At 65.9% G+C, this 25,090-nt stretch carries 20 protein-coding genes; 17 read left to right on the forward strand and 3 right to left on the reverse strand.

Translation table 11 applies throughout. From position 1 onward, the window contains the following. Window positions 1-148 precede the first annotated feature (148 nt). From BJY22_RS20395 to BJY22_RS20415, 5 genes are read left to right on the forward strand one after another with little or no spacing between them, the layout of a single operon-like run. Window positions 149-1,279 carry a Gfo/Idh/MocA family protein gene (locus BJY22_RS20395; RefSeq protein WP_337758816.1) on the forward strand — a complete coding sequence of 377 codons (1,131 nt, stop codon included), beginning with the start codon at window positions 149-151 and terminating at the stop codon, window positions 1,277-1,279. After that, window positions 1,266-2,177 (forward strand): DUF6807 domain-containing protein, encoded by a 912-nt coding sequence (locus BJY22_RS20400; RefSeq protein ID WP_167209084.1) that lies wholly within the window; start codon window positions 1,266-1,268, stop codon window positions 2,175-2,177. Before BJY22_RS20395 ends, BJY22_RS20400 begins: the two co-directional genes overlap by 14 nt. After that, complete coding sequence (locus tag BJY22_RS20405; protein WP_238350409.1) at window positions 2,174-3,163, forward strand: ABC transporter permease; 990 nt, start codon at window positions 2,174-2,176, stop codon at window positions 3,161-3,163. The genes BJY22_RS20400 and BJY22_RS20405 overlap by 4 nt, the downstream gene beginning before the upstream one ends. After that, window positions 3,160-4,086 carry a carbohydrate ABC transporter permease gene (locus BJY22_RS20410; RefSeq protein ID WP_238350410.1) on the forward strand — a complete coding sequence of 309 codons (927 nt, stop codon included), beginning with the start codon at window positions 3,160-3,162 and terminating at the stop codon, window positions 4,084-4,086. Before BJY22_RS20405 ends, BJY22_RS20410 begins: the two co-directional genes overlap by 4 nt. Before the next feature lie 22 nt (window positions 4,087-4,108). Next, on the forward strand, window positions 4,109-5,746 hold the full coding sequence (locus BJY22_RS20415; protein WP_167209086.1) for an extracellular solute-binding protein: 1,638 nt from the start codon (window positions 4,109-4,111) through the stop codon (window positions 5,744-5,746). 90 nt (window positions 5,747-5,836) lie between these two features. Here the strand turns inward: BJY22_RS20415 and BJY22_RS20420 are convergent, their stop codons facing one another. After that, entirely contained in the window at window positions 5,837-7,042 is a 1,206-nt protein-coding gene (locus tag BJY22_RS20420) for an exo-alpha-sialidase (RefSeq protein ID WP_167209088.1), read from the reverse strand. Window positions 7,043-7,081: 39 nt separating this feature from the next. Further along, the gene (locus BJY22_RS20425) at window positions 7,082-9,478 is read right to left on the reverse strand and encodes a polysaccharide lyase 8 family protein (protein WP_167209090.1); all 2,397 of its coding nucleotides are present in this window, start codon (window positions 9,476-9,478) and stop codon (window positions 7,082-7,084) included. A gap of 297 nt (window positions 9,479-9,775) precedes the next feature. Between BJY22_RS20425 and BJY22_RS20430 the strand changes: the two genes are divergently transcribed. Genes BJY22_RS20430 through BJY22_RS20450 form a run of 5 tightly spaced genes read left to right on the forward strand, consistent with a single transcriptional unit; the run spans window position 9,776 to window position 15,911 of the window. Further along, complete coding sequence (locus BJY22_RS20430; RefSeq protein WP_238350411.1) at window positions 9,776-10,750, forward strand: ABC transporter permease; 975 nt, start codon at window positions 9,776-9,778, stop codon at window positions 10,748-10,750. Then, window positions 10,747-11,694 carry a carbohydrate ABC transporter permease gene (locus tag BJY22_RS20435; protein ID WP_167209092.1) on the forward strand — a complete coding sequence of 316 codons (948 nt, stop codon included), beginning with the start codon at window positions 10,747-10,749 and terminating at the stop codon, window positions 11,692-11,694. The genes BJY22_RS20430 and BJY22_RS20435 overlap by 4 nt, the downstream gene beginning before the upstream one ends. A 56-nt stretch (window positions 11,695-11,750) precedes the next feature. Then, on the forward strand, window positions 11,751-13,379 hold the full coding sequence (locus BJY22_RS20440; RefSeq protein WP_167209094.1) for an extracellular solute-binding protein: 1,629 nt from the start codon (window positions 11,751-11,753) through the stop codon (window positions 13,377-13,379). A 27-nt stretch (window positions 13,380-13,406) separates the two neighbouring features. Continuing rightward, entirely contained in the window at window positions 13,407-14,696 is a 1,290-nt protein-coding gene (locus tag BJY22_RS20445) for a sulfatase family protein (RefSeq protein WP_167209096.1), read from the forward strand. 9 nt (window positions 14,697-14,705) lie between these two features. Continuing rightward, entirely contained in the window at window positions 14,706-15,911 is a 1,206-nt protein-coding gene (locus BJY22_RS20450) for an ROK family protein (RefSeq protein WP_167209098.1), read from the forward strand. A gap of 211 nt (window positions 15,912-16,122) precedes the next feature. Here BJY22_RS20450 and BJY22_RS20455 read toward each other — a convergent pair whose 3' ends face one another. Continuing rightward, entirely contained in the window at window positions 16,123-17,829 is a 1,707-nt protein-coding gene (locus tag BJY22_RS20455) for a sigma-54-dependent Fis family transcriptional regulator (protein ID WP_167209100.1), read from the reverse strand. Window positions 17,830-18,015: 186 nt separating this feature from the next. Here BJY22_RS20455 and BJY22_RS20460 point away from each other — a divergent pair, with 186 nt between their 5' ends. The 7 genes from BJY22_RS20460 to BJY22_RS20490 all read left to right on the forward strand — a co-directional run bounded on the left by BJY22_RS20460 (window position 18,016) and on the right by BJY22_RS20490 (window position 25,061). Continuing rightward, window positions 18,016-19,650: a ferritin family protein gene (locus BJY22_RS20460; protein WP_167209102.1), complete on the forward strand. Its 1,635-nt coding sequence runs from the start codon at window positions 18,016-18,018 to the stop codon at window positions 19,648-19,650. A gap of 75 nt (window positions 19,651-19,725) precedes the next feature. Next, window positions 19,726-20,754, forward strand: a complete 1,029-nt coding sequence (locus BJY22_RS42990) for a 2Fe-2S iron-sulfur cluster-binding protein (protein ID WP_167209104.1) — start codon at window positions 19,726-19,728, stop codon at window positions 20,752-20,754. Between the two features lies 1 nt (window position 20,755). Beyond that, the gene (locus BJY22_RS20470) at window positions 20,756-21,853 is read left to right on the forward strand and encodes an aromatic/alkene monooxygenase hydroxylase subunit beta (RefSeq protein WP_167209106.1); all 1,098 of its coding nucleotides are present in this window, start codon (window positions 20,756-20,758) and stop codon (window positions 21,851-21,853) included. Between the two features lie 2 nt (window positions 21,854-21,855). Further along, window positions 21,856-22,191: a propane 2-monooxygenase effector subunit MimD gene (gene mimD, locus BJY22_RS20475; RefSeq protein ID WP_238351124.1), complete on the forward strand. Its 336-nt coding sequence runs from the start codon at window positions 21,856-21,858 to the stop codon at window positions 22,189-22,191. Window positions 22,192-22,273: 82 nt separating this feature from the next. Further along, window positions 22,274-23,305 carry an amidohydrolase family protein gene (locus BJY22_RS20480; protein WP_167209110.1) on the forward strand — a complete coding sequence of 344 codons (1,032 nt, stop codon included), beginning with the start codon at window positions 22,274-22,276 and terminating at the stop codon, window positions 23,303-23,305. Beyond that, the gene (locus BJY22_RS20485; RefSeq protein WP_167209112.1) at window positions 23,302-24,039 is read left to right on the forward strand and encodes an iron-sulfur cluster assembly protein; all 738 of its coding nucleotides are present in this window, start codon (window positions 23,302-23,304) and stop codon (window positions 24,037-24,039) included. Before BJY22_RS20480 ends, BJY22_RS20485 begins: the two co-directional genes overlap by 4 nt. After that, complete coding sequence (locus BJY22_RS20490; RefSeq protein ID WP_167209114.1) at window positions 24,036-25,061, forward strand: NAD(P)-dependent alcohol dehydrogenase; 1,026 nt, start codon at window positions 24,036-24,038, stop codon at window positions 25,059-25,061. Before BJY22_RS20485 ends, BJY22_RS20490 begins: the two co-directional genes overlap by 4 nt. Window positions 25,062-25,090: the final 29 nt, after the last annotated feature.

Here is a 25,090-nt window from a genome sequence, read left to right on the forward strand (position 1 = left end):
TCCTCCCGCAAGTAGTTCGGTTGTCAATGTAGCTGACGAACCGTTGACAGGAAAGTGACCGATCACTAACGTCCGGCCCAGAAAGTGATCAGTCACTTTTTGCCACCTCATCGAGGTTCGGCCCCTCTGTGAATCAGGGAGTTCCGACGTGTCTGACCCTGTCCGAGTCGCGGTCGTCGGAGCCGGTGCGATCGCGAGAACCTGCCATCTGCCGGCCCTGCGATCGATGGCTGGCGCCGTCGAGATCGTCGCGCTGTGCGATGTCGATCTCGCGGCCGCGTGTCGGCTGGCCGACGAGTGGAACATTCCGCGGGACTACGTCGGCATCGATCAACTGCTGGCCGAGGAGTCGCCCGACCTGGTGATCGTGTCGACGCCGCCGTCCGCACACCGTGAGCCGGTGACGGCCGCACTCGACGCCGGCGCGTGGGTGTGGTGCGAGAAGCCCCCGGCGCTGTCGTTGGCGGAGTACGACGACATCGCGCTCCATGAGCGTGCGGGCGGGCCTTATGTGAGTTACGTCTTCCAGCACCGTTTCGGCTCGGCGGCGCGACGACTTCGGGAGCTGATCGCCGCCGGGACCCTGGGCAGTCCGCTCGTTGCCTTGTGCAACACACTCTGGTACCGGCCCCACGGGTACTTCGAAGTGCCGTGGCGCGGGCGCTGGGACACCGAGGGCGGCGGACCCACCATGGGCCATGGGATCCATCAGATCGATCTGATGCTCTCGCTACTCGGTGACTGGACCGAGGTGACCGCGGTCGCCGCGACGCTCGACCGCCGAACCGACACCGAAGACGTCTCGTTCGCGATCGTGAGATTCGAGTCCGGCGCGATCGCGTCGGTGACGAACAGTCTCTTGTCGCCGCGGGAGACCAGTTCACTGCGATTCGACTTCACCCACGCGACTGTCGAGGTCGAGCACCTGTACGGCTACAACAACGCGAACTGGCGGTGGACGCCTTCGGCTTCTGCCGATCCGGTCGCAGCCGCTGCTTGGCAGCCGACCGAGGACGTGGCCAGTTCTCATACGGCTCAGCTGCGGCAGTTGCTCGACAGCTACCGCCGCGGGGAACGTCCTGAAGCCAGTGGCGCCGACGGCCGGCGAGTGCTCGAGTTCGTCGCCGGGCTCTACCAGTCGGCGTTCGAAGGCCGGCCCGTCCGACGGTCGGAGCTCGACTCCTCGAACCCCTTCTATCGATCCATGGCCGGCGGCTCGCCCGCCGAGTTCACCGATCTGCTCAAGCTGACCAAGGGAGAAGCGCATGTCCAGCACTGACATTCTGTCCGTTCGGGAAGACGACAAGACGCTCAGCATCAGCTACGGAGCCATCGAACTCGGTCGGTACGTCTTCCTCCACGACGACGCGCAGTACGAGGCGCCGAAGCCTTATCTGCACCCGGTCCGCAGCCTGAGTGGAGAGGTACTGACGAGCTTCCGCCCCTGGGACCACCGGTGGCACAAAGGGCTGCAGATGACCTGGTCCCACGTGTCCGGACAGAACTTCTGGGGCGGCCCAACGTTCTCGCGCGAGGACGGCTACCGGAACGCCGGGAACGTCGGCCGGATCGACCACGCCGGCTTCACCGACGTCAGCTGCACCGGTGATCAGGTGGTGGTCGACGAGAACCTGTCCTGGATCACCTCGACCGGCGAAACCTGGATCGACGAACGTCGGCGGCACACGTTCGGTGACGTCGACCGCTCGCGGGGCCTGTGGACCTTGACCTTCGACACCGAACTGCGGAACGTCGCCGGACGATCGCTCGACCTCGGCAGTCCGACGACCCACGGACGTCCGCAAGCCGGCTACACCGGCCTGTTCTGGCGCGGACCGCGAGCCTGGACTGGCGGCCGGATCCTCCGGCCGGCGCAGGCCGGCGACGAGGACATGATGGGGCGCGCCGCGCCATGGATCGCGTACGCCTCCGAGTACGACGAGCGGGACGGGGGCGGGACAGTCCTGGCGGTCGCCGGCACTTCGACTGCACCGGTGCCGCTGAAGTGGTTCGTTCGGCGCGAGCCGTTCGCGTGCATCGCGCCGTCGCCCTCGTTCGACGAGGAGATCATCCTGGCGGATGCGCAGACGCTGGCGCTCCGGCACAGGTTCGTGTTCATCGATCGGCTGTGCGATCAGGAGGAGCTCGAAGCATTGGGCGAGGAGTTCGGGCTATGACCATGATCCGCAGCATTCAGCGCGCACCTGACAGTCCTGGTCGCGACGAGGATCGGGAAGCACCGCGGATCAACAAGGTGTCGCTGTTCACCCGGCTTCGACGCGACTACCCAGTGCTGCTGCTCGCGGTTCCGGGCATGCTCGTGATCCTCGCGTTCCAGTACTACCCGCTGCTCGGCAACATCATCGCGTTTCAGGACTACCAACCATATCTAGGCATCAGTAGGAGCCTGTGGACCGGGCTGGACAACTTCAAGATCATCGTCGAAGGTGATCCGGCGTTTCTGAACGCGGTCAAGAACACGCTGATCCTGACCGCTATCCAGACGATCATCGTCTTCCCGGCACCGATCGTCGTGGCCATCGTGTTGCACAGTCTCTTGTCGAACCGGCTGCGGCAGATCGTGCAGACGATCATCTACCTGCCGCACTTCATGTCCTGGGTGATCGTGGTCGCGGTGTTCCAGCAGGTCCTGGGCGGGACCGGGATGTTCAACAACTGGCTGCGCTCTCATGGGTACGACCCAGTGCACATCATCGGGAACGTCGAGGTCTTCCGTGCACTGCTCACATCCCAAGTGCTGTGGAAGGACACGGGGTGGGCGACGATCCTCTTCCTGGCGGTGCTCTCGCAGATCGACCGGGCACTGTACGAGGCGTCTGCGGTGGACGGTGCCGGTCGCTGGCGGCAGACCTGGCACGTGACGCTTCCAGGCCTCAAGCCGATCATCATCCTGCTGCTCATCCTCAAGCTCGGCGACTCACTGACGGTCGGCTTCGAGCAGATCATCCTGCAGCAGCAGGCCGTTGGCATCGACGCCAGTGAGGTGCTCGACACCTACGTCTACAACAACGGAATCATCGGCGGGAACTGGGGCGTCGCCGCCGCGGTCGGTCTGGTCAAGAGCGTCGTCGCACTGGCGCTGGTCCTGTCCGCCAACAAGATCGCGCACCGCTTCGGCGAGGAAGGGGTCTACCGAGGATGAGGCACAGCACGGCTCGCGCTCCGAAGCGCCAACGCACGATGATCGACGGGATGCCGACACCAGGGCTGCCGGAACGCATCGTCAAGGGAGTCTTCCTGACCGGCATCTGCGCGCTGGTCGTCTTCCCCTTCATCGGTGTCATCTCGACGAGCCTCGCGCCGGCGGAGGAGGTGACGAAGGCCGGCGGCTTCGTGATGTTCCCGACCGAAGGGATCGACCTGTCGGCGTACCGTTCGATCCTGGCCGGTGGGACTGTGACCCAGGCACTCCTGGTGAGCGCCTTCATCACCGCGGTCGGCACCGCGATGGCGCTGATACTGACGTGCACCCTCGGCTGGGCGCTGAGCCGCCGCGGGACGCTCGGCAACCGGCCAATACTGCTGCTCGTCCTGATCAGCCTGCTGTTCAACCCCGGGCTGATCCCGTCCTACCTGGTCGTCCAGCAATTCGGCCTGCTGGACAGTCTGTGGGCGGTGATCGTCCCAGTGTGTGTCAGCGCGTTCAACGTCATCGTCGTCCGCGCCTACTTCGTTGGGTTGCCCGCCGAGATCATCGACTCGGCGCGCATCGACGGCGCCTCGGAATGGAAACTGTTCTGGCACATCGGGATGCCGCTGTCCAAGGCGGTGGTTGCCGTGATCGGCCTCTTCTACGGCGTCGGCTACTGGAACAGCTTCTTCAGCGCGATGTTGTACATCGACGACAGCAGCAAATGGCCGCTGCAACTGGTGCTGCGCACCTACGTCGTGAACGGCGTCGAACTCGGCGGACAGGACCTCGGTGTCGGCAGCGAGGCGCTTCCTCCGCAGACGTCGATCCAGATGGCAATCCTGATGATTTCGATCATTCCGATTCTCTGTGTCTATCCATTCATCCAGCGTCACTTCGCCAAGGGCGTGCTGACCGGCGCCGTCAAGGGCTGATCCTGAGAAGAGAGGTACCACCATGAATGTCTACGAGGCGCGCCTGCTGAACCGCAGGACGGTCCTGGCCGGCAGTGCGGCGCTGGGTCTGGCCGGCGCCATCGGTACAGCCGGCTGTTCCAACGAGGGCCGTGGCGGCGGTGGCGCGAGTAACGACGAGGCGTCCCGCTCCAAGGTTCGGCCCGCCTACGTCCGCTACACCGGAGTCGAGGCCGACCTGGCCGGAGCCGAGTACAACATCCCGGACGCCTTCCACCGCTATCCGGCGAACCCGGTCAAGGTGATTTCGGAGCCGCCTGGTGACGGCAAACCCATCCACGCCACGACCTACACGAACACCCCGATCCCGCCGAAGCTCGAGCAGAACCGGTTCTGGCAGGAGCTCAACAAGCAGGTGGGATCGCCGATATCGGTGAGTCTCACTCCATCGGTGGACTACACACAGAAGTTCGCCACTGCGGTCGCCGGCGACCGGCTCGGGGACATCTTCATGGTCGGCGGGGTTCCCCAGATCCCCCAATTGCTGGCGGCGAAGGCGACCGACCTGACTCCCCACCTGTCCGGCGACAACATCAAGAAGTACCCGTTCCTCGCGAACCTTCCCGAGGTCGCCTGGAACTCCGGCATCTTCGACGGCAAGATCTACGGCATCCCGATTCCCCGCGGGGCGATCAGCTCCAACGTTCTCTACAGCAGGGCAGACATCCTCCAGGCGCAGGGGCTGAAACCGGAGATCACCAGCGCCGCCGAGTTCGTCGAGCTCTGCAAGGGCCTCACCGACCGCAAGCAGAACCGTTTCGCGCTGGCCGCCGCGCCGACTCAGTTCGTGCGGAACATGTTCGACATGCCGCATACCTGGGCCGAGAAGGACGGCTCGCTGGTCAGCTACCTGGAGCACGAGGCACACGAGGAGGTCTTCGAGATCCTCCGGCAGCTGTGGAAGTCGGGCTACATCCACCCGGACGCCTACTCCGGCCAGAACCAGGATCTGAAGACCCGGTTCGCGAACGGCTCCAGCCCACTGGTGCTGGACACCTTCAGTGCATGGCCGACGTACCTGCAAACCATGACTGACAAGCAAGCCAGGATCGCGATCATCGCTCCACCGAAGCATGACGGCTCAGGCCAGGGGCGGACCTGGCTAGGCGCACCAGCGATCGGCGTCACGGCCATCAGCAAGAAGTCCGAGGACCGCGTCGAGACACTGCTGAAGTACCTCAACTATCTCGCGGCGCCCTTCGGAACGCAGGAATACCTCTTCCGGAAGTTCGGCATCAGGGACGTCGATCACACCCTGGCCGACGGCAACCCCGTCCTCACCAAAACGGGATTCAGCGAACTCCAGCTAGGCCTGATGTACCAGGCCGACTCACCCTGGACGATCTTCCTGCCCGAGAAGGAAGGCAGCAGCGAAGCCCAGTTCAACGCAATGAAGAGCGTCTGCCCCACCGCGATCGCCAACCCGGCCGCAGGCCTCTACTCCGAGACCAACGTGCGCAAGGGCCAGCAGCTCACCGACGCGATCAACCAGGTAACCGACGACATCGTCCAGGGCCGCAAACCGGTGTCGGCCTGGGCCGGCGCAGTCAAGAAATGGAAGACCGACGGAGGCGACAAGATCGCCGACGAACTCACTCAAGCCCTCAAGTCATCACGATGAGAGCGGCGCCTGCTCGATCGAACGACCAGGTCGAGCAGGCCGCCCGGGGCTCCTCTCGGCTGTCTGCGCTCGGTGTGTCGCAGGTTCTGATCAATGCCTGACCAGGTCGAGGACGCCGAGCATGATCTTGTTGCCGTCGGATCGGACGTTTGCCATCGTGGTTACGAGCTGACGGGGGCCGGCCACCTCGATCGATCCCCAGAATCCTGTGCCGGGCAGAAAGGTCTCGGGATCACCGAATTCGCGGGCGTCGCGGTCCCCGAGGCGGAGGTACTGGCGTGAGGCACGGTTGTAGGCCAGAACAGACTCACCGGACGGGAAGCGCGCGAGGTACGGGGCGGCGCCCAGGAAGAGGTTGTTCTGCCGGTCGGCGGGTCCTGGCTCGTCCATGGCCAGTTTGTCCGGCCAGTTCCGCGCGGTGTAGGCCAAGGAGATCATGTAGTCACCGTTGGCCAGATGGGACTCCATTGCGAGCGCGATCCGGCCGTGCGGATGAGTCTGAAGCGCACTGGGCATCTGGTCGGTGAACATCTTGACGCCGGCATCGGTGGTACGGGTGTACTGCTGAGCAACTCGATCGGCGGCGTACGGGTACTCGGTCACGTTGGGCGTCCACGTTCGACCTCGGTCGTGGGACCGGATGATCGCGACGCCGGTCGAACCCTTGGTGTTCTCGATCACCCGCTTCGGCGCCGAATGGGTGAAGTACACCTGGACTTCGCCGGTGCTGGTCTGGTGTACGAACGGCTCCCAATTGGCGCCGACGTAGATCACCTGCTCGGGCTGCCAGGTCCGGCCGTTGTCGGTACTGCGGCGCATCATCAGCCCGTTGAGCTTCATGTTGGAGCTGAAGCCGCGATTCGCTCGGAACGAACACACCGCGAGGATCTCACCGTTGTCCAGCACGCGAGCATCTGCGGTGGCATAGCATCGGTCGTCTGCCCCGTCGAGGATCTTGTGCGTCGCGAACAGCAGTTGCGGCTTGTCCCAGCGCTTCAGATCGCGGCTGGTCGTCCAATAGATGCTCCACGCCAGCTGAGAGGTCTGGTAGAAGAGGATGAAGCGACCGTCGCGCATCCGCTTGATCCGCGGGTAGTGGGCGGTTTGTGTGTTGAGAAAATCCGCATCGAGCTCGACGTACGTCGCTGCGTCCAACTCCAGCGATGCCGCAGCACGAGGAGACCGGCCGGCGGCGCGCGCCGGCGCGGGGAAGCTCGCGGCGAGCGATGCTCCGACCGCCGCGACAGAACCTGCAAGAACGTGACGCCGGGCGATCCTGTGTTCGGGTGATGGCATTCTCTTGCTCCCTGATCAGAAGGTGATGACCGCGCTGATTCAGCGGCGGAAACGAGCGACGTACGAGCGGCCGGCCGAGTCGGTCATGTCGACGGACAGCGACACCGACTTCCCGTGACATGCGGCGTGGACCTTCGCGTCACCGCCGACGTGCTGTCGAGCCGGCACAGCCACCTCCACGGTGACGTTGCCGGTCAGTAGTTGGGTCGGATCGCAGATGGCTACGCTGAGCTCGCCGCGCCAGTTGCTGACAACCACCGACGCGGTGCGGTCGACGGAGATGCCGCCGACGGGCGGCGTGCCTGGTGCCCAGACGTTCGCCATCGTCAGGCCCAGGTCGCGGCGCGTCGCGGCTTGGACGGCTGGTGTGTTCGCGAGTACTTCCACCACTCCGCGCCGGGCGAAACGCTCCGTGTCCGTCCGCGACGCCGCCGGCAGCTGGACGTAGGCATATCGCGCGTCGGCCGGATCGGTGCCGTGGTCGATCCACATGGTCACGAAGCGTCGGGTGTAGAGCGTGGGGTCCTCGTAAACCCCGCGCAGGTCCATGTCGGTCCAGCGGCCGGACCGATCTTCGCGGAGGATGTCGACATCGGTCCGCTCCGGAAAGACGTAGCCGCCGACCTGATCGAGGTGTGCCCATCCCACGCGCAGGCGGGTCGCGGTGGCGTCCGTACCGGAGTTCATCGCGCGGCCGTCGACCGTCAGCCGAGCGGTACCGGACTTGCCGATGTTCCTGTTCTCGACGACTGTTTCGACGCCGTAGCCATCCGTACTGGAGATGCCGGCGCCCAGGCAGACCACGGCATCGTCCATACAGAACCACGACTTGCTCCCGCGCAGCGTCTGTCCCTTCGGGTTCAGCTGCATGCCGACAGCGGCTCGGTCGTCGAGCACCGCACCGCCAGCCCATTCGTTGAAGGTGTACCGCTTGACGCCGTGCGGCAGCGGACGACGGTCCCTCGTGATGCCGGGGATGCGGTACTTGTCAGCTGTCGGCCAGTACATGTCGGCCCAGTGCCCGACCTGATCCGGCAGGTAGACGTAGACCGCGCCTTCGCCGGTGTACCAGCCCTGTACGTTCTCCTTGTTCGCGGTCTCGAAGGAGTAGATGGCGTGCCGGTCCATCGCGATGGCGTAGGCGAAGTCAGGTCGCCGGTGGACCGCCCGGGCCATCGACGTGGCGACCCTCGTGGTGACCAGATCGCCGGCGGCCGGAATCGAGTCGTCGGCAAGCACGTCGCGAGCCTCGACGATCGACGGTATCCGGACCTGCTCGATCGGTATCGGGTCGTAGACGAAGAACGGTTGGAACGTGTCGTTGGTCAGGTAGGCCTTGACCTGCGACCTCAAGGCCCGGCCGGCCTCTGCCGGGAGCGCCTGCGCCAGCTGCAGCAGGGTGGCAGTGGTGAGTCGGCCGATGCGGTGGTCCGTCTCGTAGAACCGCGACAACGCTCGCCCGCGGGTCATGTCCATGAACGCCCCGTCGTACATCCAGGGCCGGTAGTTGTCCTGCACCCAGCTGATCACGCGGTCGATCGCCTCGGAGCTGAAGGCCCAGGCTGTCCCGCGCGTCGCGACCAGCCCGTAGGTCAAGTACTGCAGCAGGGAGACGCCGTAGCTGCCGTTGTACGAGTAGTGCACGTGCTGGATGAATCCGCCGTCGGTGTAGAAGCCGTCTCCGTCAGTCGAGTAAGGAAACATGCCCGCCCAGGCGGACTTCGCAAGGCTCAGTGTGGCCGCGTCCCGGCTCAGCGCGCCACGCAGCAGTGTGACCGCCGAGGTCCAGTTCAGGTTCGCGCTGGTGGCGGGACCGGACCCGACGACGTGCGGATCGGGCTCGTACCGCGCGATCGCCGCCATGGCGCTGGCGATCTGGTCCGCCGGCAGGTCGTCGTACATCAAGACGCAGAAGTCGTTGAGCGCCAGCGGGATACCGATCTGCCAATCCCACCAGCCGCCGTAGATGTTGGTCACTCCGTACTTGTTGGCGAGGAACCAGTCGAGCGCCGACACCAGGTCGGCGGTCAACCCGGGGTCACCGGACAGGGTGGAGCCAGGAGTTTTGAGGGCCAGCGCGAGTTGCCGCAACCTGCCGATGTTGTTGCGCTGGACCGCAGGGATCGTGCTGCTGTCCAGGTCGGCCCACAGGTAGGAGCGCGAAGAGGACGTGTTCATCGTGCGCCACAGATTCGCCGCGACAGCCGCGGAATCCCGGACATACTTGGCGACGACAGGATCATTGATGCTTGAGGCAACCAATGTCTCGCGCCACTGGATCCGGATGGTGTCGAAGTCGGTGGCCGCCCCGGCGGCCGTGACGCCGTCGTCGGCGGCGGCCGAGGCGGGCGCCGACACTCCGAGAGCGGCCGGAACCAGTGCAGCGCCCCACAGGAGATTTCGGCGGGAGACGCTGGATGTGGACGGGTCGGACATGACGGACCTCCGAGAAGATCGACGTGCATCGGTCGAGCGCTCATGCAACCCCCGCGCCGGTCGGGACGTCAAGAAGATAATGCCTATTAGCACGGAAGTTCGGCTGCATCCTTGCTTCGAGCGGCGTCAAGCTGCTGATTTATCGGTCGCAAATTAATAATAGGCACTTGACAATTCATTCGATGCGGTGCGAGTCTCGTGACCGCCGCCCCGGACGCGACGTCCGTGGCGATGGCGGAACGGCGGCCAACCGACCTTCCTCTGTGCACACAGGGGAAGCACACCGATGGGTTTGTCATGGAGCATGCAACGAGCGAACGGCAGGCGGCCGCAGCGGGCAGCACTGCCGGTCGTCAGCGATGGCGCTCGGTCGGTTCGCGCCTGAGGCGGGACTACCCGGTGCTACTGCTGGCGATCCCAGGCATGGCGGTCATCCTCGCGTTCCAGTACTACCCGCTCTACGGCAACGTCATCGCGTTCCAGGACTTCCAGCCGTACCTCGGGATCGGCAAGAGCCTCTGGAACGGAGTGGAGAACTTCGCGGTCATCGTCAACGGTGATCCGGAGTTCCTGAACGCGGTCAAGAACACGCTGATCCTCACGCTCATCCAGACGGTGATCGTGTTCCCGGCGCCGATCGTGGTCGCGATCACGCTGCACACCCTGCTGTCGAACAGACTGCGCCAGCTGGTGCAGTCGATCCTCTACCTCCCGCACTTCATGTCCTGGGTGATCGTGGTGGCCATCTTCCAGCAGGTGCTGGGCGGCACGGGCATGATCAACAACTGGCTGCGCGGCCACGGCCTGGACCCGGTGCACATCATCGGCAACGCCGACGCGTTCCGGGCGCTGCTCACGTCACAGGTCATGTGGAAGGACACCGGGTGGGCGGCGATCCTCTTCCTGGCGGTGCTGTCCCAGATCGATCGATCACTCTACGAGGCTTCCGCCGTCGACGGGTCGAGCCGCTGGCAGCAGATCCTGCACGTCACTCTGCCGGGCCTGAAGCCGATCATCATCCTGCTGCTCATCCTCAAACTCGGTGACTCACTGTCGGTCGGCTTCGAGCAGATCGTCCTGCAGCAACCCGCGGTCGGCACCGAGGCCAGCGAGGTGCTGGACACCTACGTCTACAACAACGGCATCCTCGGCGGCGCCTGGGGAGTCTCGGCTGCCGTCGGACTCGTGAAGGGGCTCATCGGCCTCGCACTCGTACTGACCGCCAACAAGATCGCCCACCGGCTCGGCGAGGAAGGGATCTACCGCGGATGACGACCCTCACATCGGCGAGGCCCTCGACCGACGCTCCGGCGAGACCGCGCCGGCACGCCGTGATCGACGGAATGCCACGGCCCGGTACGCCGGAGCGGGTCCTCAAGGGGATCTTCCTGACCGTGATCAGCGGGCTGGTCGTGCTGCCTTTCGTCGCGGTTGTGTCGACCAGCCTGGCGACCCCGGAAGAAGTGATCCGAGCCGGCGGATTCGTCATGTTCCCCAAGGACGGTATCGACCTGTCGGCGTACCGTTCCATCTTCGCCGGCGGAACCGTGACGCGGGCCTTGATGGTCAGCGGATTCGTCACCGCCGTCGGTACCGCGATCTCGCTGGTACTGACCTGCACACTGGGCTGGGCACTCAGCCGGCGCGGCACGCTGGCCAACAAACCGCTGCTGATGCTGGTCCTGGTGAGCTTGCTGTTCAATCCAGGACTCATCCCCACCTATCTCGTCGTACAGCAGTTCGGTCTGCTGGACAGCCTGTGGTCGGTGATCGTCCCGACCTGTGTCAGCGCGTTCAACGTCATCGTGGTGCGCTCCTTCTTCGCCGGGCTGCCCGCGGAGATTCTCGACGCCGCCCGAGTCGACGGAGCGTCGGAGTGGAAGATGTTCCGCCACATCGGGCTGCCACTGTCCAAGGCTGTGGTCGCCGTCGTCGGGCTCTTCTACGGCGTCGGCTACTGGAACAGTTTCTTCAGCGCGCTGCTCTACCTCAACGACTCCGCCAAATGGCCGCTACAACTGGTGCTGCGGACCTACGTCGTGAACGGCGTCGAGCTAGGAGGCCAGGACCTCGGCATCGGGTCGGAGTCCCTCCCACCGCAGACCACGATCCAGATGGCGATCCTCATGATCTCCATCGTCCCGATCCTGTGCGTCTATCCCTTCATCCAGCGGCACTTCGCGAAGGGCGTCCTGACCGGCGCCGTCAAGGGCTGAGGTACGCGCCCCCGCCGCACGCTGTCCGCTCCGTCACCGTGGAAGGTCTGAACACCATGCCGAAGTTCGATTCCCAACCGTTGTCCCGGAGGACCCTGCTCGGCACCGGCGCGGCACTCGGGTTGTCAGCGACCGTGCCCGGGTGCTCGAACGCCGGCCGCGGCGGAGCCTCCGGATCCAACGACTCCGCCGCGAAGGCGAAGGTCCGGCCCGCCTATGTGCGGTACGACGGCGTCAAGGCCGACCTGCCGGGCGAGCAGTACGGCATCCCCGACGGTTTCCTCCGCTATCCCGCCGACCCTGTGCAGGCGATCACCCAGCCGCCGGGGGACGGCAAGCCGATCGAGGTGATGACCAGCACGAACACCCCGATCCCGCCGAGCGTGGCCCAGAACGCGTTCTGGCAGCAGTTCAACGAGCGCGTCGGATCACCGGTGCGCCTGAATCTCACGCCGTCGGTGGACTACAGCCAGAAGTTCGCCACGGCGGTTGCCGGTGGCAAGCTGGGCGACATCTTCTCGATCGGAAACATACCGCAGAAGCCACAGATGCTCGCGGCAAAGGCCGTCGACCTGACGCCGCACCTGGCCGGCGACAAGATCAAGAAGTATCCGTACCTGGCCAATCTGCCGGAGACCAGCTGGAACGCGGCGATCTTCGACAGCAAGATCTACGGCATCCCGATCCCGCGCGGCGCGATCAGTACCGAGGTTCTGTACGCGCGCAAGGACATCCTGGATGCGCAAGGTCTCCCGGCCGAACTGAAGAGCGCCGACGACTTCGTGGAGCTCTGCAAGGCACTGACCGACAAACGCAAGAACCGTTTCGCCCTGGCCGACCTGCCTACCGCGTACGTACGGAACATGTTCGGCATCCCGAACACCTGGAAGGAAGCCGACGGCAAACTGGTCAGCAGCTTCGAGGACCCGGCCCAGGAGGAAGCCCTCGCGCTGGTCCAGAAACTCTGGAAGTCGGGCTACATCCACCCCGAGGCGTTCACGAGTCAGAACCAGGACCGCAAGACCCGGTTCGGCAACGGCACCGGCCCGTTGGTGGTGGCGACGTTCAGCGGTTGGCCGACGTACCTTCAGACGATGGACCAGGAGGCGGAGATCGCGATCATCGCCCCACCGGCACACGACGGATCCGGCCCCGGCCACACCTGGTTGGGCGCCCCAACGCTGTCCGTGACGGCCATCAGCAAGTCGGCCGAGGACCGGGTGGAGACGATGCTGGCGTACCTGAACTATCTCGCCACTCCGTTCGGCACGAGCGAGTACCTGTTCCGCAAGTACGGCATCAAGGGCATCGACCACCAGGTGCGCGACGGCGACCCGGTCCTGACGAAGAAGGGCTTCAGCGAGACGCAGCTCGCCCTGCAGTACCAGGCCGACGGTCCGTGGGCGATCTTCCTGCCCGAGCGGAAGGGCAGCACCGAGTCCTGTTTCAACGCGATGAAGGAGATCTGCCCCAAGGCGCTGCCCAACCCCGTCGACGGCATGTACTCCGAGACGGGCAGCCGAAAGGGTGCGCAGATCAATCGGGACATCTCCACGGTGTCCGACGACATCATCCAGGGGCGCAAGCCCGTGTCCGACTGGGCGCAGGCGGTCAAGAAGTGGAAGAGCGCAGGCGGTGACAAAATCGCCGAAGAGCTGTACGCGCAGTACAAGTCGTCCCGCTGACCATTCGCGCCAGGAGGAGCCTTCGCCATGCGGCGACCGAACATCGTCTACTTCCACACCCACGACAGCGGGAGATACATCGAGCCCTACGGTGCGCCGATCCGTACCCCGCGGTTGCAGGCGTTCGCCGAGGAGTCGGTGGTGTTCCGGAACGCGCATTCGGTCGCGCCGACCTGCTCACCGAGCCGGGCCGGGCTCCTCACCGGGCAGTGGGCGCACAGCGCGGGAATGCTGGGCCTCGCACATCGTGGACACAGCCTCAGGAACTACGACCAGCACCTGGTCCGCACCCTGCACCGGCACGGTTACACCTCGGCGCTGGTCGGCGTACAGCACGAGGCCAGTGGTCCTGGAGCAGCGACGAAGACCATCGGGTACCACGAAGAGCTGCCCACCGCCGACGAGTTGGCTCCCGCCCGTCGCGAGGCGGCAGTGGGCTATCTACGACGTCGCCACGACCAGCCGTTCTTCCTCTCGGTCGGCCTCCTGGAGACGCACACCATGAAGTCCGCCGAATGGCTCTTCGGACATCCCGGCGGTGACGAACGATGGACCGCGCCGGCACCGACCATGCCGGACGCGGCCGTCACGCGTCGGGACATGGCGTCGTTCCACGCGGCCGCGGCACAGGTCGACCAGACGCTCGGCGCGGTGCTCGACACGCTGCGGGAGGAGGGGCTGGCCGACAACACCGTCGTACTGGTGACCACCGACCACGGACTGGCGATGCCGGGGATGAAGTGCACGCTCGGAGCGACCGGGACCGGCGTCATGATGATGCTGCGTGCACCCGGACTGCCGGCCGGTCTCGCTGTCGACTCGTTGGTCAGTCAGGTCGACGTGTTCCCGACCCTGTGCGCGCTGCTCGGTATCGATCAGCCGGAATGGTTGCAGGGACACTCCCTGCTGCCGACGATCGAGGGGCGATCGATCCGAGATGAGACGTTTGCCGAGATCACCTATCACGCCGCCTATCAACCACAACGGGCAATCCGCACCAAGCAGTGGCTGTACATCCAATCGTTCGACGACCAGAACCGGCCGAACCTCAGCAACGTGGACGCCTCGGGCAGCAAGACGCTGTGGGTGGATGCGGGCTGGGCGGACCAACCGGTGCCTCGCATTCGGTTGCACGACCTGACGTTCGACCCGCACGAACGGTCCAACCTGGCAGGCGATCCGGCCGCGGCAGCGATTCAGGCCGACCTGGCGCAACGCCTGAACCGCTGGATGACCGACACCGACGACCCGCTGCTGCACGGTCCGGTGCCACCCCCGGCCCGGGCGAACGGCCTGCCTGAGGTCGCACTGCCCTAGAATTGAACGATGGCTTCTGGCACGGCGCGAACTGAGCTCATGGTGCGTCAGCGGAACGCGACGGCATCAGCGATCATGCGCGCGATCGTCCGCCAAGGCCCGGTCGGCCGAAAGGGACTCGCGGCCGCCACCGGCGTCACCTTCACCACGATCACGAAGGCCGTGACAGAGCTGATCGAGCTCGGAGCCCTGACCGAGTCGGCTCGCCCGACGCCCCAGGGCGCAGGGCGCCCGGTGGTACCGCTCGACGTGCCCGACAAGCAACGGCTGGTGGTCGGCGCCCACCTGCACCCGGAAAGTACCTCCTGCGGGGCATTCACCCTCCGGGGCGAGCGCATCGCGTGGCGGACGGCGCCGGCCAGAGGACGCAACCAGCACGAGCGGATCGACGAGGCGGCGCGACTGGTCGACGAGGTCGTGACCGAAGCCGGTGCCGCGGCTGTCGTCGGCGTCGGGGTGACGACGCCCTGGGCCGAAGTCCACCACGGGCAGCCGCCCCCGCTGGTGGCGGACGTCGATCACGACGAGCTGCGTGATGGTCTGCGTGAGCGCCTGCCCCTCCCGGTGCGCGTGGAGCCCAACGTTCGCGCGCTGGCCGTCGAGCACTACTGGTGGGACGGCGCCGATGACGACGTACTGACGGTGCTCGTCGGGCGCTCGATCCGGGTGGCGCAGATGCGCGGCGGCGAACTGGTCTGGGACGGCCCGCATGCCGGGGGACTCGTGTCCCACATCGTCGTACCAGGATCCGAGTACCTCTGCGATTGTGGACAGGTCGGCTGCGTCAAGGCGACCTGCACGGACGACGCGCTGCTGCGGCGCGCCGTCGAGGCCGGCGTGCTCCAGCCCGGCGCGTTACAGCGCGACCTCTACCCGGACGAGGACACCGAGCAGCTGCGGCAACTCCGGCAGGCCCGAGCGCGGGATCTCGGCCGCGTGATCCCCTTGATCATGAGCCTGGTCGCGCCGGCCGAGACCATCATCCGGGGCAGGCTCGGCACCCCCGACGAAATCGGGGCCTGCCTCGACGCGATCAGGGTGCGGCACCACGAGCTTGTCGGGCGCGAAGCGAGTGTCCGCTACTACGAGGACAACCGCGCGTTCAACTGGCCCCACGCCTCGGCGGCACTCGCCCTGGACCGATACCTCGCGTCCCCACTCGAGCACGAACTGGACAGGGCATCGCGAGACGCCACATCTCCCACCCGCCGCTAGCAGCCCGATGTACCGTGGCGAAGTCCTACAGCAGTTCGATCACACATTTGGGCAGGTGGTCTGCGGATTCGCGGAGTGCTGCTGCGGCGGTCCGGTGGCCTTTCGATCGAGATGGGTGGTGGAGCCAGTACGGGACCGCGGCCGCTTCGGGGATGAGGTCGTCACCAGGAAAGCTCGCGGCGCCGGCATTTCTGTCTCGTTGTGAGCGGGATCAGGTGACGATGCCGAAGTCGCGGATCTTGCGGTAGATGGTGGCTCGCGACATGCCGAGCGCGCCGGCGGCGGCGGCCTTGTCGCCGCCGGAATTGGACAAGGCTTCCACGATGGCGTCGCGCTCGAGAGCTTCGAGGGGCGTGAGGTGGCGGCGGGTTGTCGCCCGGCACTCGGGTGGCAGCTCCTCAAGTTGGACGACGCCGGACCGGCGCTTCCGGGCGATCGCGGTGAGGACGCCGCGGAGCTGAGTGATGTTGCCGGCCCAGGCGAGGCGCATCAGTTGGTTCACCGTCGTCGTGGAGAGCGTCAGGTCGGCGAAACCTGCCTTGCACAGGAGCGAACGTACCAGGGCTGGAATGTCCTCGAGATGGTGACGCAGAGGAGGTACGACGACGGTGCGAGGGAAGAAGTGGAGGAGTTGGGTGTCGAGCTGGCCGGAGTCCTGGCCCCGATCGGCAAGGACCGTGAGGGCGATCCAGGGTGCGTCGGTGACTGCGTTGTCACGCACGATCTGCAGAAGTTCTGTGAGGCCGTCGATCGCCTCTGCTTGCAGGAGATGGGCGTGGCGGATGATCAGATCCGAGCCGGAATCGAGCTCTGCCCGTGCCGCCGCCACGAGCTCGTCGGGCTCGGGCAGTCCGGCGGGATCGAGAATGGCGAGGTGCCGGCTCGAGGAGGCGTGGTCGTGCACGGCACGCAGCAGGCACAACTTGCCCACACCTGGCTCACCTTCCGCGACGAGCCAATCGGTTCGGGTGCAGGCGTCGAGTACTTCCTGGCTGACGTGTCGCCAGACTGCGCTGGTGCCGACGGTACCGGGGATCGAAGGGATCCGAGTCTGTGCCCGGGCGGTCGCCGGTTCGCGCTGCTCCTTGATCTGGATGACTCCGCCGGCGAGTGTGTCGCGAACGAAGGTCGGCTGGTAGGCCATGCGGGCGACGGTTCCGCTGGGGAGGTCGGTCAGGAAGACGAGCGGCTTGGGGCCGCCTCGGGCGTCGCGGGCGCGGTCGATGAGGGCGGCCTGGTCGACGGCGTCGAAGTGCTGCTGCGCGTGGGTGTTCATCATGAACACCTCGTCGCCCAGAGCGATGACCGAGCCGCCGCTGTGCCGGCAGGCGGCGTAGTAGTCGCTGAGGAGCGCCCGGTCGAGTGCGCTCGCCTCCTCGATCACACGCTCCTGGATCCGCTTGGCGGCCAGTTTGGCGAACGACAGCAGTACGGAGTTCGTGTTCCTGGCCTTCGTGGTGATGTCGAGGACGCCGAGCAGGCCACCGGTGACGGGGTGCGTGATGAGCGCTCCGGCGCAGGAGAAGACCCGTAACTGGCCGTTGTAGTGCTCGGCGCCGTTGACGAGGATGGGACCGCCGATCTCGAGCGCCGTACCGATGCCGTTGGTCCCGACCTCCGACTCGGCGTACCGGAAGCCGGGGGCAAGGTCGACCGCGTCGAGTCGCCGTAGCAGTGAAGCGTCGCCGCCGCGGCGGTCGAGGACGACGCCCTTGGCATCGGTGAGGATGATGCAGACCGGCTCGTCGGTCAGCTCTGACGCCAGCGCGTCGATGACCGGGCCGGCGGCCCTGGTGAGCGTGGTCTCGCGGTCGAAGCGGTCGAGGTACGTCGGAGCAGGCCGGTCGATGTCGACGTTCGACGCCTCCGAGCGCTGCCAGGAGACCCGGATCGAGTTCCGGACCGGCGGCCCAGTCATGGCGGTCTCCCTCCGGTCGGCGGCGTAACACACAGCGGAACACGACCCAAGCTATCCCGCAAGACTGTGATCGCCGTCTCACATTGAGACAGCAGGGTCCGGACGATGCGGCTTTCATCGCTCCAACGAAGCCCGCCGTACCGCTGGAGCCGGACCGACGCCGGCTCCCGACCCTGGAGGCAGACATTGAGTAGGCAGAGTCTCACCAAGGCGCATGCCAAGATCACCGAGCTCTCGTGGGAACCCACCTTCGCGACTCCGGCGACCCGTTTCGGGACCGACTACACGTTCGAGAAGGCGCCGAAGAAGGACCCGCTGAAGCAGATCATGCGGTCGTACTTCCCGATGGAGGAGGAGAAGGACAACCGCGTGTACGGCGCCATGGACGGCGCTATCCGGGGCAACATGTTCCGCCAGGTCCAGCAGCGCTGGCTCGAGTGGCAGAAGTTGTTCCTCAGCATCATCCCGTTCCCGGAGATCTCGGCGGCCCGGGCGATGCCGATGGCGATCGACGCCGTACCGAACCCGGAGATTCACAACGGACTCGCGGTGCAGATGATCGACGAGGTCCGGCACTCGACGATCCAGATGAACCTCAAGAAGCTGTACATGAACAACTACATCGACCCGGCTGGGTTCGACATGACCGAGAAGGCGTTCGCGAACAACTACGCGGGCACCATCGGCCGGCAGTTCGGTGAGGGGTTCATCACCGGCGACGCGATCACCGCCGCGAACATCTACCTGACCGTGGTGGCCGAGACCGCCTTCACCAACACTCTGTTCGTGGCGATGCCGGACGAGGCCGCGGCGAACGGCGACTACCTGCTGCCGACGGTCTTCCACTCGGTGCAGTCCGACGAGTCGCGGCACATCAGCAACGGTTACTCGATCCTGCTGATGGCGCTGGCCGACGAACGCAACCGGCCGCTGCTCGAGCGCGACCTGCGCTACGCGTGGTGGAACAACCACTGTGTCGTGGACGCGGCCATCGGCACGTTCATCGAGTACGGCACGAAGGACCGTCGCAAGGATCGTGAGAGCTATGCGGAGATGTGGCGCCGCTGGATCTACGACGACTACTACCGCAGCTACCTGCTGCCGCTGGAGAAGTACGGGCTCACCATCCCGCACGACCTGGTGGAGGAGGCCTGGAAACGGATCGTGGACAAGGGCTACGTGCACGAGGTGGCACGGTTCTTCGCGACCGGATGGCCGGTGAACTACTGGCGGATCGACGCGATGACCGACAAGGACTTCGAGTGGTTCGAGGACAAGTACCCCGGCTGGTACTCGAAGTACGGCAAGTGGTGGGAGAACTACAACCGGCTGGCCTACCCGGGCCGGAACAAGCCGATCGCCTTCGAGGATGTCGGCTACCAGTACCCGCACCGCTGCTGGACCTGCATGGTGCCGGCGCTGATCCACGAGGACATGGTGGTCGAGAAGGTCGACGACCAGTGGCGCACGTACTGCTCGGAGACCTGCTACTGGACCGACGCGGTCGCGTTCCGCGGTGAGTACGACGGGCGCGCGACGCCGAACATGGGCCGCCTCACCGGGTTCCGCGAGTGGGAGACGCTGCACCACGGCAAGGATCTCGCCGACATCGTTCAGGACTTGGGGTACGTCCGCGACGACGGCAAGACCCTGATCGGGCAGCCGCACCTCGACCTGGACGACCCGAAGAAGATGTGGACTCTCGACGACGTCCGGGGAAACACGTTCAACAGCCCGAACGTGCTGCTGAACGAGATGTCCGACGCGGAGCGCGAGGCGCACGTCGCGGCGTACCGCGCGAACGGCACGAAGGTCGCCTGAACCCACCCCTGATCCGGCTGGTGGCGCCGCGGGGATGAGCGTCGTCACCAGCCGCCGGCACCTGAGGAGGCCTTCGTGGCCGACAGACACCGCATTCAGTTCGAGCCGGTCGACCTCGAGATGGAGGTCGGCGAGGACGAGAAGATTCTCGACGCGGCGTTCCGGCAGGGCATCCACCTGATGCACGGCTGTCGCGAAGGGCAGTGCTCGGCGTGCAAGTCGTACGTGCTCGAGGGCGAGATCCAGATGGAGCGCTACTCGACGTTCGCCTGCAACGACGCCGAGGTCGCGGAGGGGTACGTGCTGCTCTGCAAGGCGCACGCGTTCAGCGACTGCACCATCGAGTTGCTGAACTTCGACGAGGACGAGTTGCTCGGCGGCCTGCCGATCACCACGGTCACGACCAGGGTCGCGGCGATCGACCCGGTCACCCGCGACATCGTGTCGCTGCGGCTGAAGCCGACGGAGCCGTTCGAGTTCAAGCCCGGGCAGTACGCCGATCTCACCATCCCGGGGAGCGACGAACACCGTTCGTTCTCGATGGCGACGACCCCGTCGGCGCCGGAGGAGATCGAGTTCCTCATCAAGAAGTATCCCGGCGGCCGGTTCTCCGGCCTGCTCGACAACGGCCTGGCCGTCGGGGACGAGCTGTCGATGACCGGACCGTACGGGTCGTCCACCCTGAAGGACGGCCACGTGCTCCCGGTGGTCTGCATCGCCGGCGGCGCGGGGATGGCGCCCATCCTGTCGATCCTTCGGCACCTCAGCGAGACCGGCAGCACCCGGCCGGTCCGGTTCTACTACGGCGCCCGGACGGCGGCCGACCTCTTCTACCTGGACGCGATCCGCGACCTCGGAGCGACACTCACCGACTTCGAGTTCGTGCCGTGCCTGTCGGAGTCGGCCTCCGGTGATTTCGAGGTCGGCAACGTCAGCGACGTGGTCGAGCGCCGCGAGCCGCAGCTGAACAGGTGCGAGGCGTACCTGTGCGGCCCGCCTCCGATGGTCGACGCGGCACTCGCGCTCCTCGACGCGCACGACGTACCGAAGGACCAGGTCTTCTACGACAAGTTCACCAGCCCAGCGACTACCGACGGAGTCTGAGATGGCCCAAACGAAGCAACGCAGTTTCCCGAAGATCGAGTTCACCGACTCGGAGGCCGGGGCGCTGGAGTTCCCGAGCTCGAAGAGCCGGACCTACAACTACTACCAGCCGGCCAAGCTGCGGGCGACGATGTACGAGGACGTCACTGTCGACGTCCAGCCGGACCCCGATCGGCACCTGAGCCAGGGATGGATCTACGGCTTCGGCGACGGACCCGGTGGCTACCCGAAGGAGTGGACGGCGGCGAAGTCGTCCAACTGGCACGCGTTCCTCGACCCGAACGAGGAGTGGGACCAGACGATCTACCGGAACAACTCCGCGGTCGTCCGCCAGGTCGACCTGTGCCTGCAGAACGCCAAGCGTGCCCGGGCGTACGACGGCTGGAACGCGGCCTGGCTGACGTTCATCGAGCGCAACCTCGGCGCCTGGATGCATGCGGAGAACGGTCTCGGCCTGCACGTGTTCACCGCGGTGCAGCGCTCCGGCCCGACGAACATGATCAACACGGCGGTCGCGGTGAACGCGGCACACAAACTGCGGTTCGCCCAGGACCTCGCGCTGTTCAACCTCGATCTGTCCGAGGCCGACGTACCGTTCGACGGCTCGGCGCACCAGGAGGTCTGGAAGAGCGCGCCGGAGTGGCAGCCGACTCGCGAGGTGGTCGAGCGGCTGACCGCTGTCGGCGACTGGTGTGAGCTGCTGTTCGCGACCAACGTCGTGTTCGAGCAGTTGGTCGGCTCGCTGTTCCGCAGCGAGCTGGTGATGCAGATCGCCGCCCGCAACGGCGACTACATCACGCCGACCATCGTCGGCACCGGTGAACACGACTACGACCGCGATCTCGCCTACACCCGCAACCTGTTCCGGTTGCTGACCCGGGACGAGCAGTACGGCGAGACCAACAAGGTGCTGTTCGGCGAGTGGATGGCGACCTGGGTGCCGCGCAGCCTCGCGGCCGCGCGGGCGCTGCAGCCGATCTGGTCGCAGCCGGCCGACAAGGCGGTCACGTTCGCGGCCAGTTTCGACGCGGCCAAGCAGAAGTTCCGTTCGCTGCTCGACGAGCTCGGGCTCGATATTCCGAAGGAGCTGGACCAGTGACGATGCAGTTCGGATCCGAGACCGCGTTCTCGAACAAGTGCGGCGTGACCCTGATGAACACGCCGATCGGCCGGGTCGTCGCGACCGTGATGGGCGCCAAGGACGGTGTCGAGCTGACCGAGTACCCGTCGATGATCCGGGTCGACGGCGTCGGCCTGCTCGACTTCGACTACGCCGAGCTGACCGAAGCGCTGGGGTCGGAGTTCGACGGCTCGGTGTTCGAGGAGATCAGCTCCACCCACTACGGCCGGATGGTCCATCTCGACGACAAGACGATCCTGTTCGCCAGCCCCGAGGACGCCGCCGAGTACATCGGCTTCGACCTGACCGCGCACTAGCCCCGACGCCGCTCCGGTCCGGGGGAGGTGGCTCCCGGACCGGGGCTCATCCCGATCAGCCTGACGACAAAGCGAGGACGTCATGTACGAGAAGAACGGTGAGAAGTACTACGTGGTCGACGCACACGTGCACATCTGGGACGGCCGCGAGTCGAACCTGAAGAACGTGCACGGCAAGCAGTTCATCGACTGCTTCTACGACTACCACAAGAACCTCAGCCCGGAAGAGGTCGTCTGGGATTACGACACCTACACGTACTACGGCGGCCAGCGGCTGATGAAGGACCTCTTCGAGGAGGGGTACGTCGATCACGCGATCTTCCAGGCCACACTGCTCAGCGACTTCTACAAGACCGGGTTCGGCCAGACCGAGGAGGCGTTCGGCCTGGCCACCGAGCACCCGGACAAGCTCACCTACAACCACGCCTACGATCCCCGGTACGGCGAGGCCGGCCTCGAACAACTGCGCCGGGACGCCGACCGGATGCAGCTCAAAGGCGTGAAGCTCTACACCGCCGAGTGGCACGGCGACTCCCGCGGCTACAAGCTCGACGACCCGTGGTCGCGCTGCTATCTCGAGGAGTGCCTGAAGCTCGGCATCACCAACATCCACGTCCACAAGGGCCCGACGATCCGCCCGCTGGACCGGGACGCCTTCGACGTCGCCGACATCGACAAGGTCGCGACCGACTACCTCGACCTCAACTTCATCGTCGAGCACGTCGGCCTGCCGCGACTCGAGGACTTCTGCTGGATCGCGACCCAGGAGTCCAACGTGTACGGCGGTCTCGCGGTGGCGATACCGTTCATCCACACCCGGCCGCGGTACTTCGCCCAGATCATCGGTGAGTTGCTCTACTGGATCGGCGAGGACAAGATCTTCTTCGCCAGCGACTACGCCCTGTGGACACCGAAGTGGCTGGTCGAGAAGTTCGTCGACTTCCAGATCCCGGCCGACATGACGGAGTACGCACCGATCACGACGGATCAGAAGAAGAAGATCCTCGGTCTCAACGCGGCCGCGATGTACGACCTCGACGTCCCGGCCGACCTCCGGCTTCCGACCGTGGCCGGCGACGCCGGAGTCGAGGTAGCGGCCGGCGCACGCTCATGACCGCCGTCGCAACCTCTCTGGTGGACGAGGTCCTGGCTGCCCTGGCGACGGTCATGGATCCCGAGCTGGACGAGCCGATCACCGAGCTGGGATTCGTCCGGTCGATCCGTCTGGACGACACGGGAGTGACCGTTCACCTCAGGCTGCCGACGTCGTTCTGTTCGCCGAATTTCGCCTATCTCATGGCGTCGGACGCTCAGGACGCGTTGCGACGGGTTGAGGGTCTGGGACGGATCGTGGTGCAGCTCGACGATCACCACGACTCGGAGAAGATCAACGCCGGCCTGGTCGCGGACGCCGGGTACGTCGGCACGTTCGGCGTCGAGGCGGACACCAGCCTGGACGAGCTGCGCTCGATCTTCCTCCGCAAGGCGCACACCGCGGCGATGGAACGCTCTGCCGCCCGGTTGCTGCGCGACACCGACCTGACAGTCGACGACCTGCACCTGATCACGCTCGCCCAGCTGCCGGAAGGGCGCACCAAGGAGGCACTACTGCGCCGCCGCGTCGCCATCGGCCTCGGCGTCGACCCTGGCGAACCGGTTGTCGTCGACGAGTACGGCGGGCCGCTCGAACCGTCGGCCGTCCCGCTTCGGCTGCGGTTCGCCAAGGCCGTCCGCATCTCGATCGAGGGCAACTCACACTTCTGCCGCGGACTGCTCGCGACCCGGTACGCCGACGCCGAGCCCGGCGGCATGTCAACCCGAGTCACGAATCTGAGGAGCACATCATGAGAGCGGTCCAGGTGGTCGGTTACCACACGAAGCTGCAGCTGACCGACGTAGCAGAGCCTGCTGTTCAGGGCCCGCTCGACGTCGTCGTCCGGATCGGTGGCGCCGGCGTCTGCCGGACCGACCTCCACATCCTGGAGGGCCAATGGGCGGAGAAGACCGGCGTCGCGCTGCCGTACACGATCGGCCACGAGAACGCGGGCTGGGTGCACGCCGTCGGTGCGGCGGTTACGAACGTGAAGGTCGGTGACAAGGTCATCCTGCACCCACTGATCACCTGCGGTCTGTGCCGTGCCTGCCGGTTCGGTGACGACGTGCACTGTGAGAACAGCCAGTTCGCGGGCATCGACACGAACGGTGGGTACGCCGAGTACCTGCGCACCACCGCCCGCAGCGTGGTCCGGATCGACGACAACCTGGAGCCGGCGGACGTCGCGGCCCTGGCCGATGCGGGCCTGACGGCGTACCACGCGGCGGCGAAGGCAGCGCGCGCCACTCGGCCGGGGGATGTCTGCGTGATCATCGGCGCCGGCGGCCTCGGCCACATCGGCATCCAGGTGCTGAAGGCGATCTCGGCCGCGACCCTCGTCGTGGTGGACCGGAACCCGGCCGCGGTCCGGCTCGCCGTGGAGATCGGCGCCGACCTCGGCATCGTTGCCGACGGCACCCAAGTGGACGACGTGCTGGAGCTGACGGGCGGGAAGGGCGCGGAGGCCGTGATCGACTTCGTCGGCGAGGGCGGCGCCACCGCCGAGGGCGTGGCGATGCTGCGCCGGGCCGGCAACTACTACGTCGTCGGGTACGGCGAGAACATCGACGTACCGACGATCGACATCATCTCGACCGAGATCAACTTCATCGGCAATCTCGTCGGTTCGTACAACGACCTGCAGGAGCTGATGGTGCTCGCCGCGCAGGGCAAGGTCACCCTGCACACCACCAAGTACCCGCTCGCCGACTTCCAGCAGGCGATCGACGACCTCGACGCGGGCAGGGTCCGCGGCCGGGCGATTCTCATCCCGTGACCCACTGTCACATTTCCTGACAAGAGAGG

Origin of the sequence: Kribbella shirazensis, assembly GCF_011761605.1 — a bacterium.
Taxonomy (GTDB): domain Bacteria; phylum Actinomycetota; class Actinomycetes; order Propionibacteriales; family Kribbellaceae; genus Kribbella; species Kribbella shirazensis.

What these genes read in the sequence shown, in the direction of transcription:
- BJY22_RS20400 (WP_167209084.1), top strand. Translation starts at nt 1,266, where the DNA reads ATGTCCAGCACTGACATTCTGTCCGTTCGGGAAGACGACAAGACGCTC.
- BJY22_RS20405 (WP_238350409.1), top strand. Translation starts at nt 2,174, where the DNA reads ATGACCATGATCCGCAGCATTCAGCGCGCACCTGACAGTCCTGGTCGC.
- BJY22_RS20410 (WP_238350410.1), top strand. Translation starts at nt 3,160, where the DNA reads ATGAGGCACAGCACGGCTCGCGCTCCGAAGCGCCAACGCACGATGATC.
- BJY22_RS20415 (WP_167209086.1), top strand. Translation starts at nt 4,109, where the DNA reads ATGAATGTCTACGAGGCGCGCCTGCTGAACCGCAGGACGGTCCTGGCC.
- BJY22_RS20420 (WP_167209088.1), bottom strand. Translation starts at nt 7,042, where the DNA reads ATGCCATCACCCGAACACAGGATCGCCCGGCGTCACGTTCTTGCAGGT.
- BJY22_RS20425 (WP_167209090.1), bottom strand. Translation starts at nt 9,478, where the DNA reads ATGTCCGACCCGTCCACATCCAGCGTCTCCCGCCGAAATCTCCTGTGG.
- BJY22_RS20430 (WP_238350411.1), top strand. Translation starts at nt 9,776, where the DNA reads ATGGAGCATGCAACGAGCGAACGGCAGGCGGCCGCAGCGGGCAGCACT.
- BJY22_RS20435 (WP_167209092.1), top strand. Translation starts at nt 10,747, where the DNA reads ATGACGACCCTCACATCGGCGAGGCCCTCGACCGACGCTCCGGCGAGA.
- BJY22_RS20440 (WP_167209094.1), top strand. Translation starts at nt 11,751, where the DNA reads ATGCCGAAGTTCGATTCCCAACCGTTGTCCCGGAGGACCCTGCTCGGC.
- BJY22_RS20445 (WP_167209096.1), top strand. Translation starts at nt 13,407, where the DNA reads ATGCGGCGACCGAACATCGTCTACTTCCACACCCACGACAGCGGGAGA.
- BJY22_RS20450 (WP_167209098.1), top strand. Translation starts at nt 14,706, where the DNA reads ATGGCTTCTGGCACGGCGCGAACTGAGCTCATGGTGCGTCAGCGGAAC.
- BJY22_RS20455 (WP_167209100.1), bottom strand. Translation starts at nt 17,829, where the DNA reads ATGACTGGGCCGCCGGTCCGGAACTCGATCCGGGTCTCCTGGCAGCGC.
- BJY22_RS20470 (WP_167209106.1), top strand. Translation starts at nt 20,756, where the DNA reads ATGGCCCAAACGAAGCAACGCAGTTTCCCGAAGATCGAGTTCACCGAC.
- mimD (WP_238351124.1), top strand. Translation starts at nt 21,856, where the DNA reads ATGCAGTTCGGATCCGAGACCGCGTTCTCGAACAAGTGCGGCGTGACC.
- BJY22_RS20480 (WP_167209110.1), top strand. Translation starts at nt 22,274, where the DNA reads ATGTACGAGAAGAACGGTGAGAAGTACTACGTGGTCGACGCACACGTG.
- BJY22_RS20485 (WP_167209112.1), top strand. Translation starts at nt 23,302, where the DNA reads ATGACCGCCGTCGCAACCTCTCTGGTGGACGAGGTCCTGGCTGCCCTG.
- BJY22_RS20490 (WP_167209114.1), top strand. Translation starts at nt 24,036, where the DNA reads ATGAGAGCGGTCCAGGTGGTCGGTTACCACACGAAGCTGCAGCTGACC.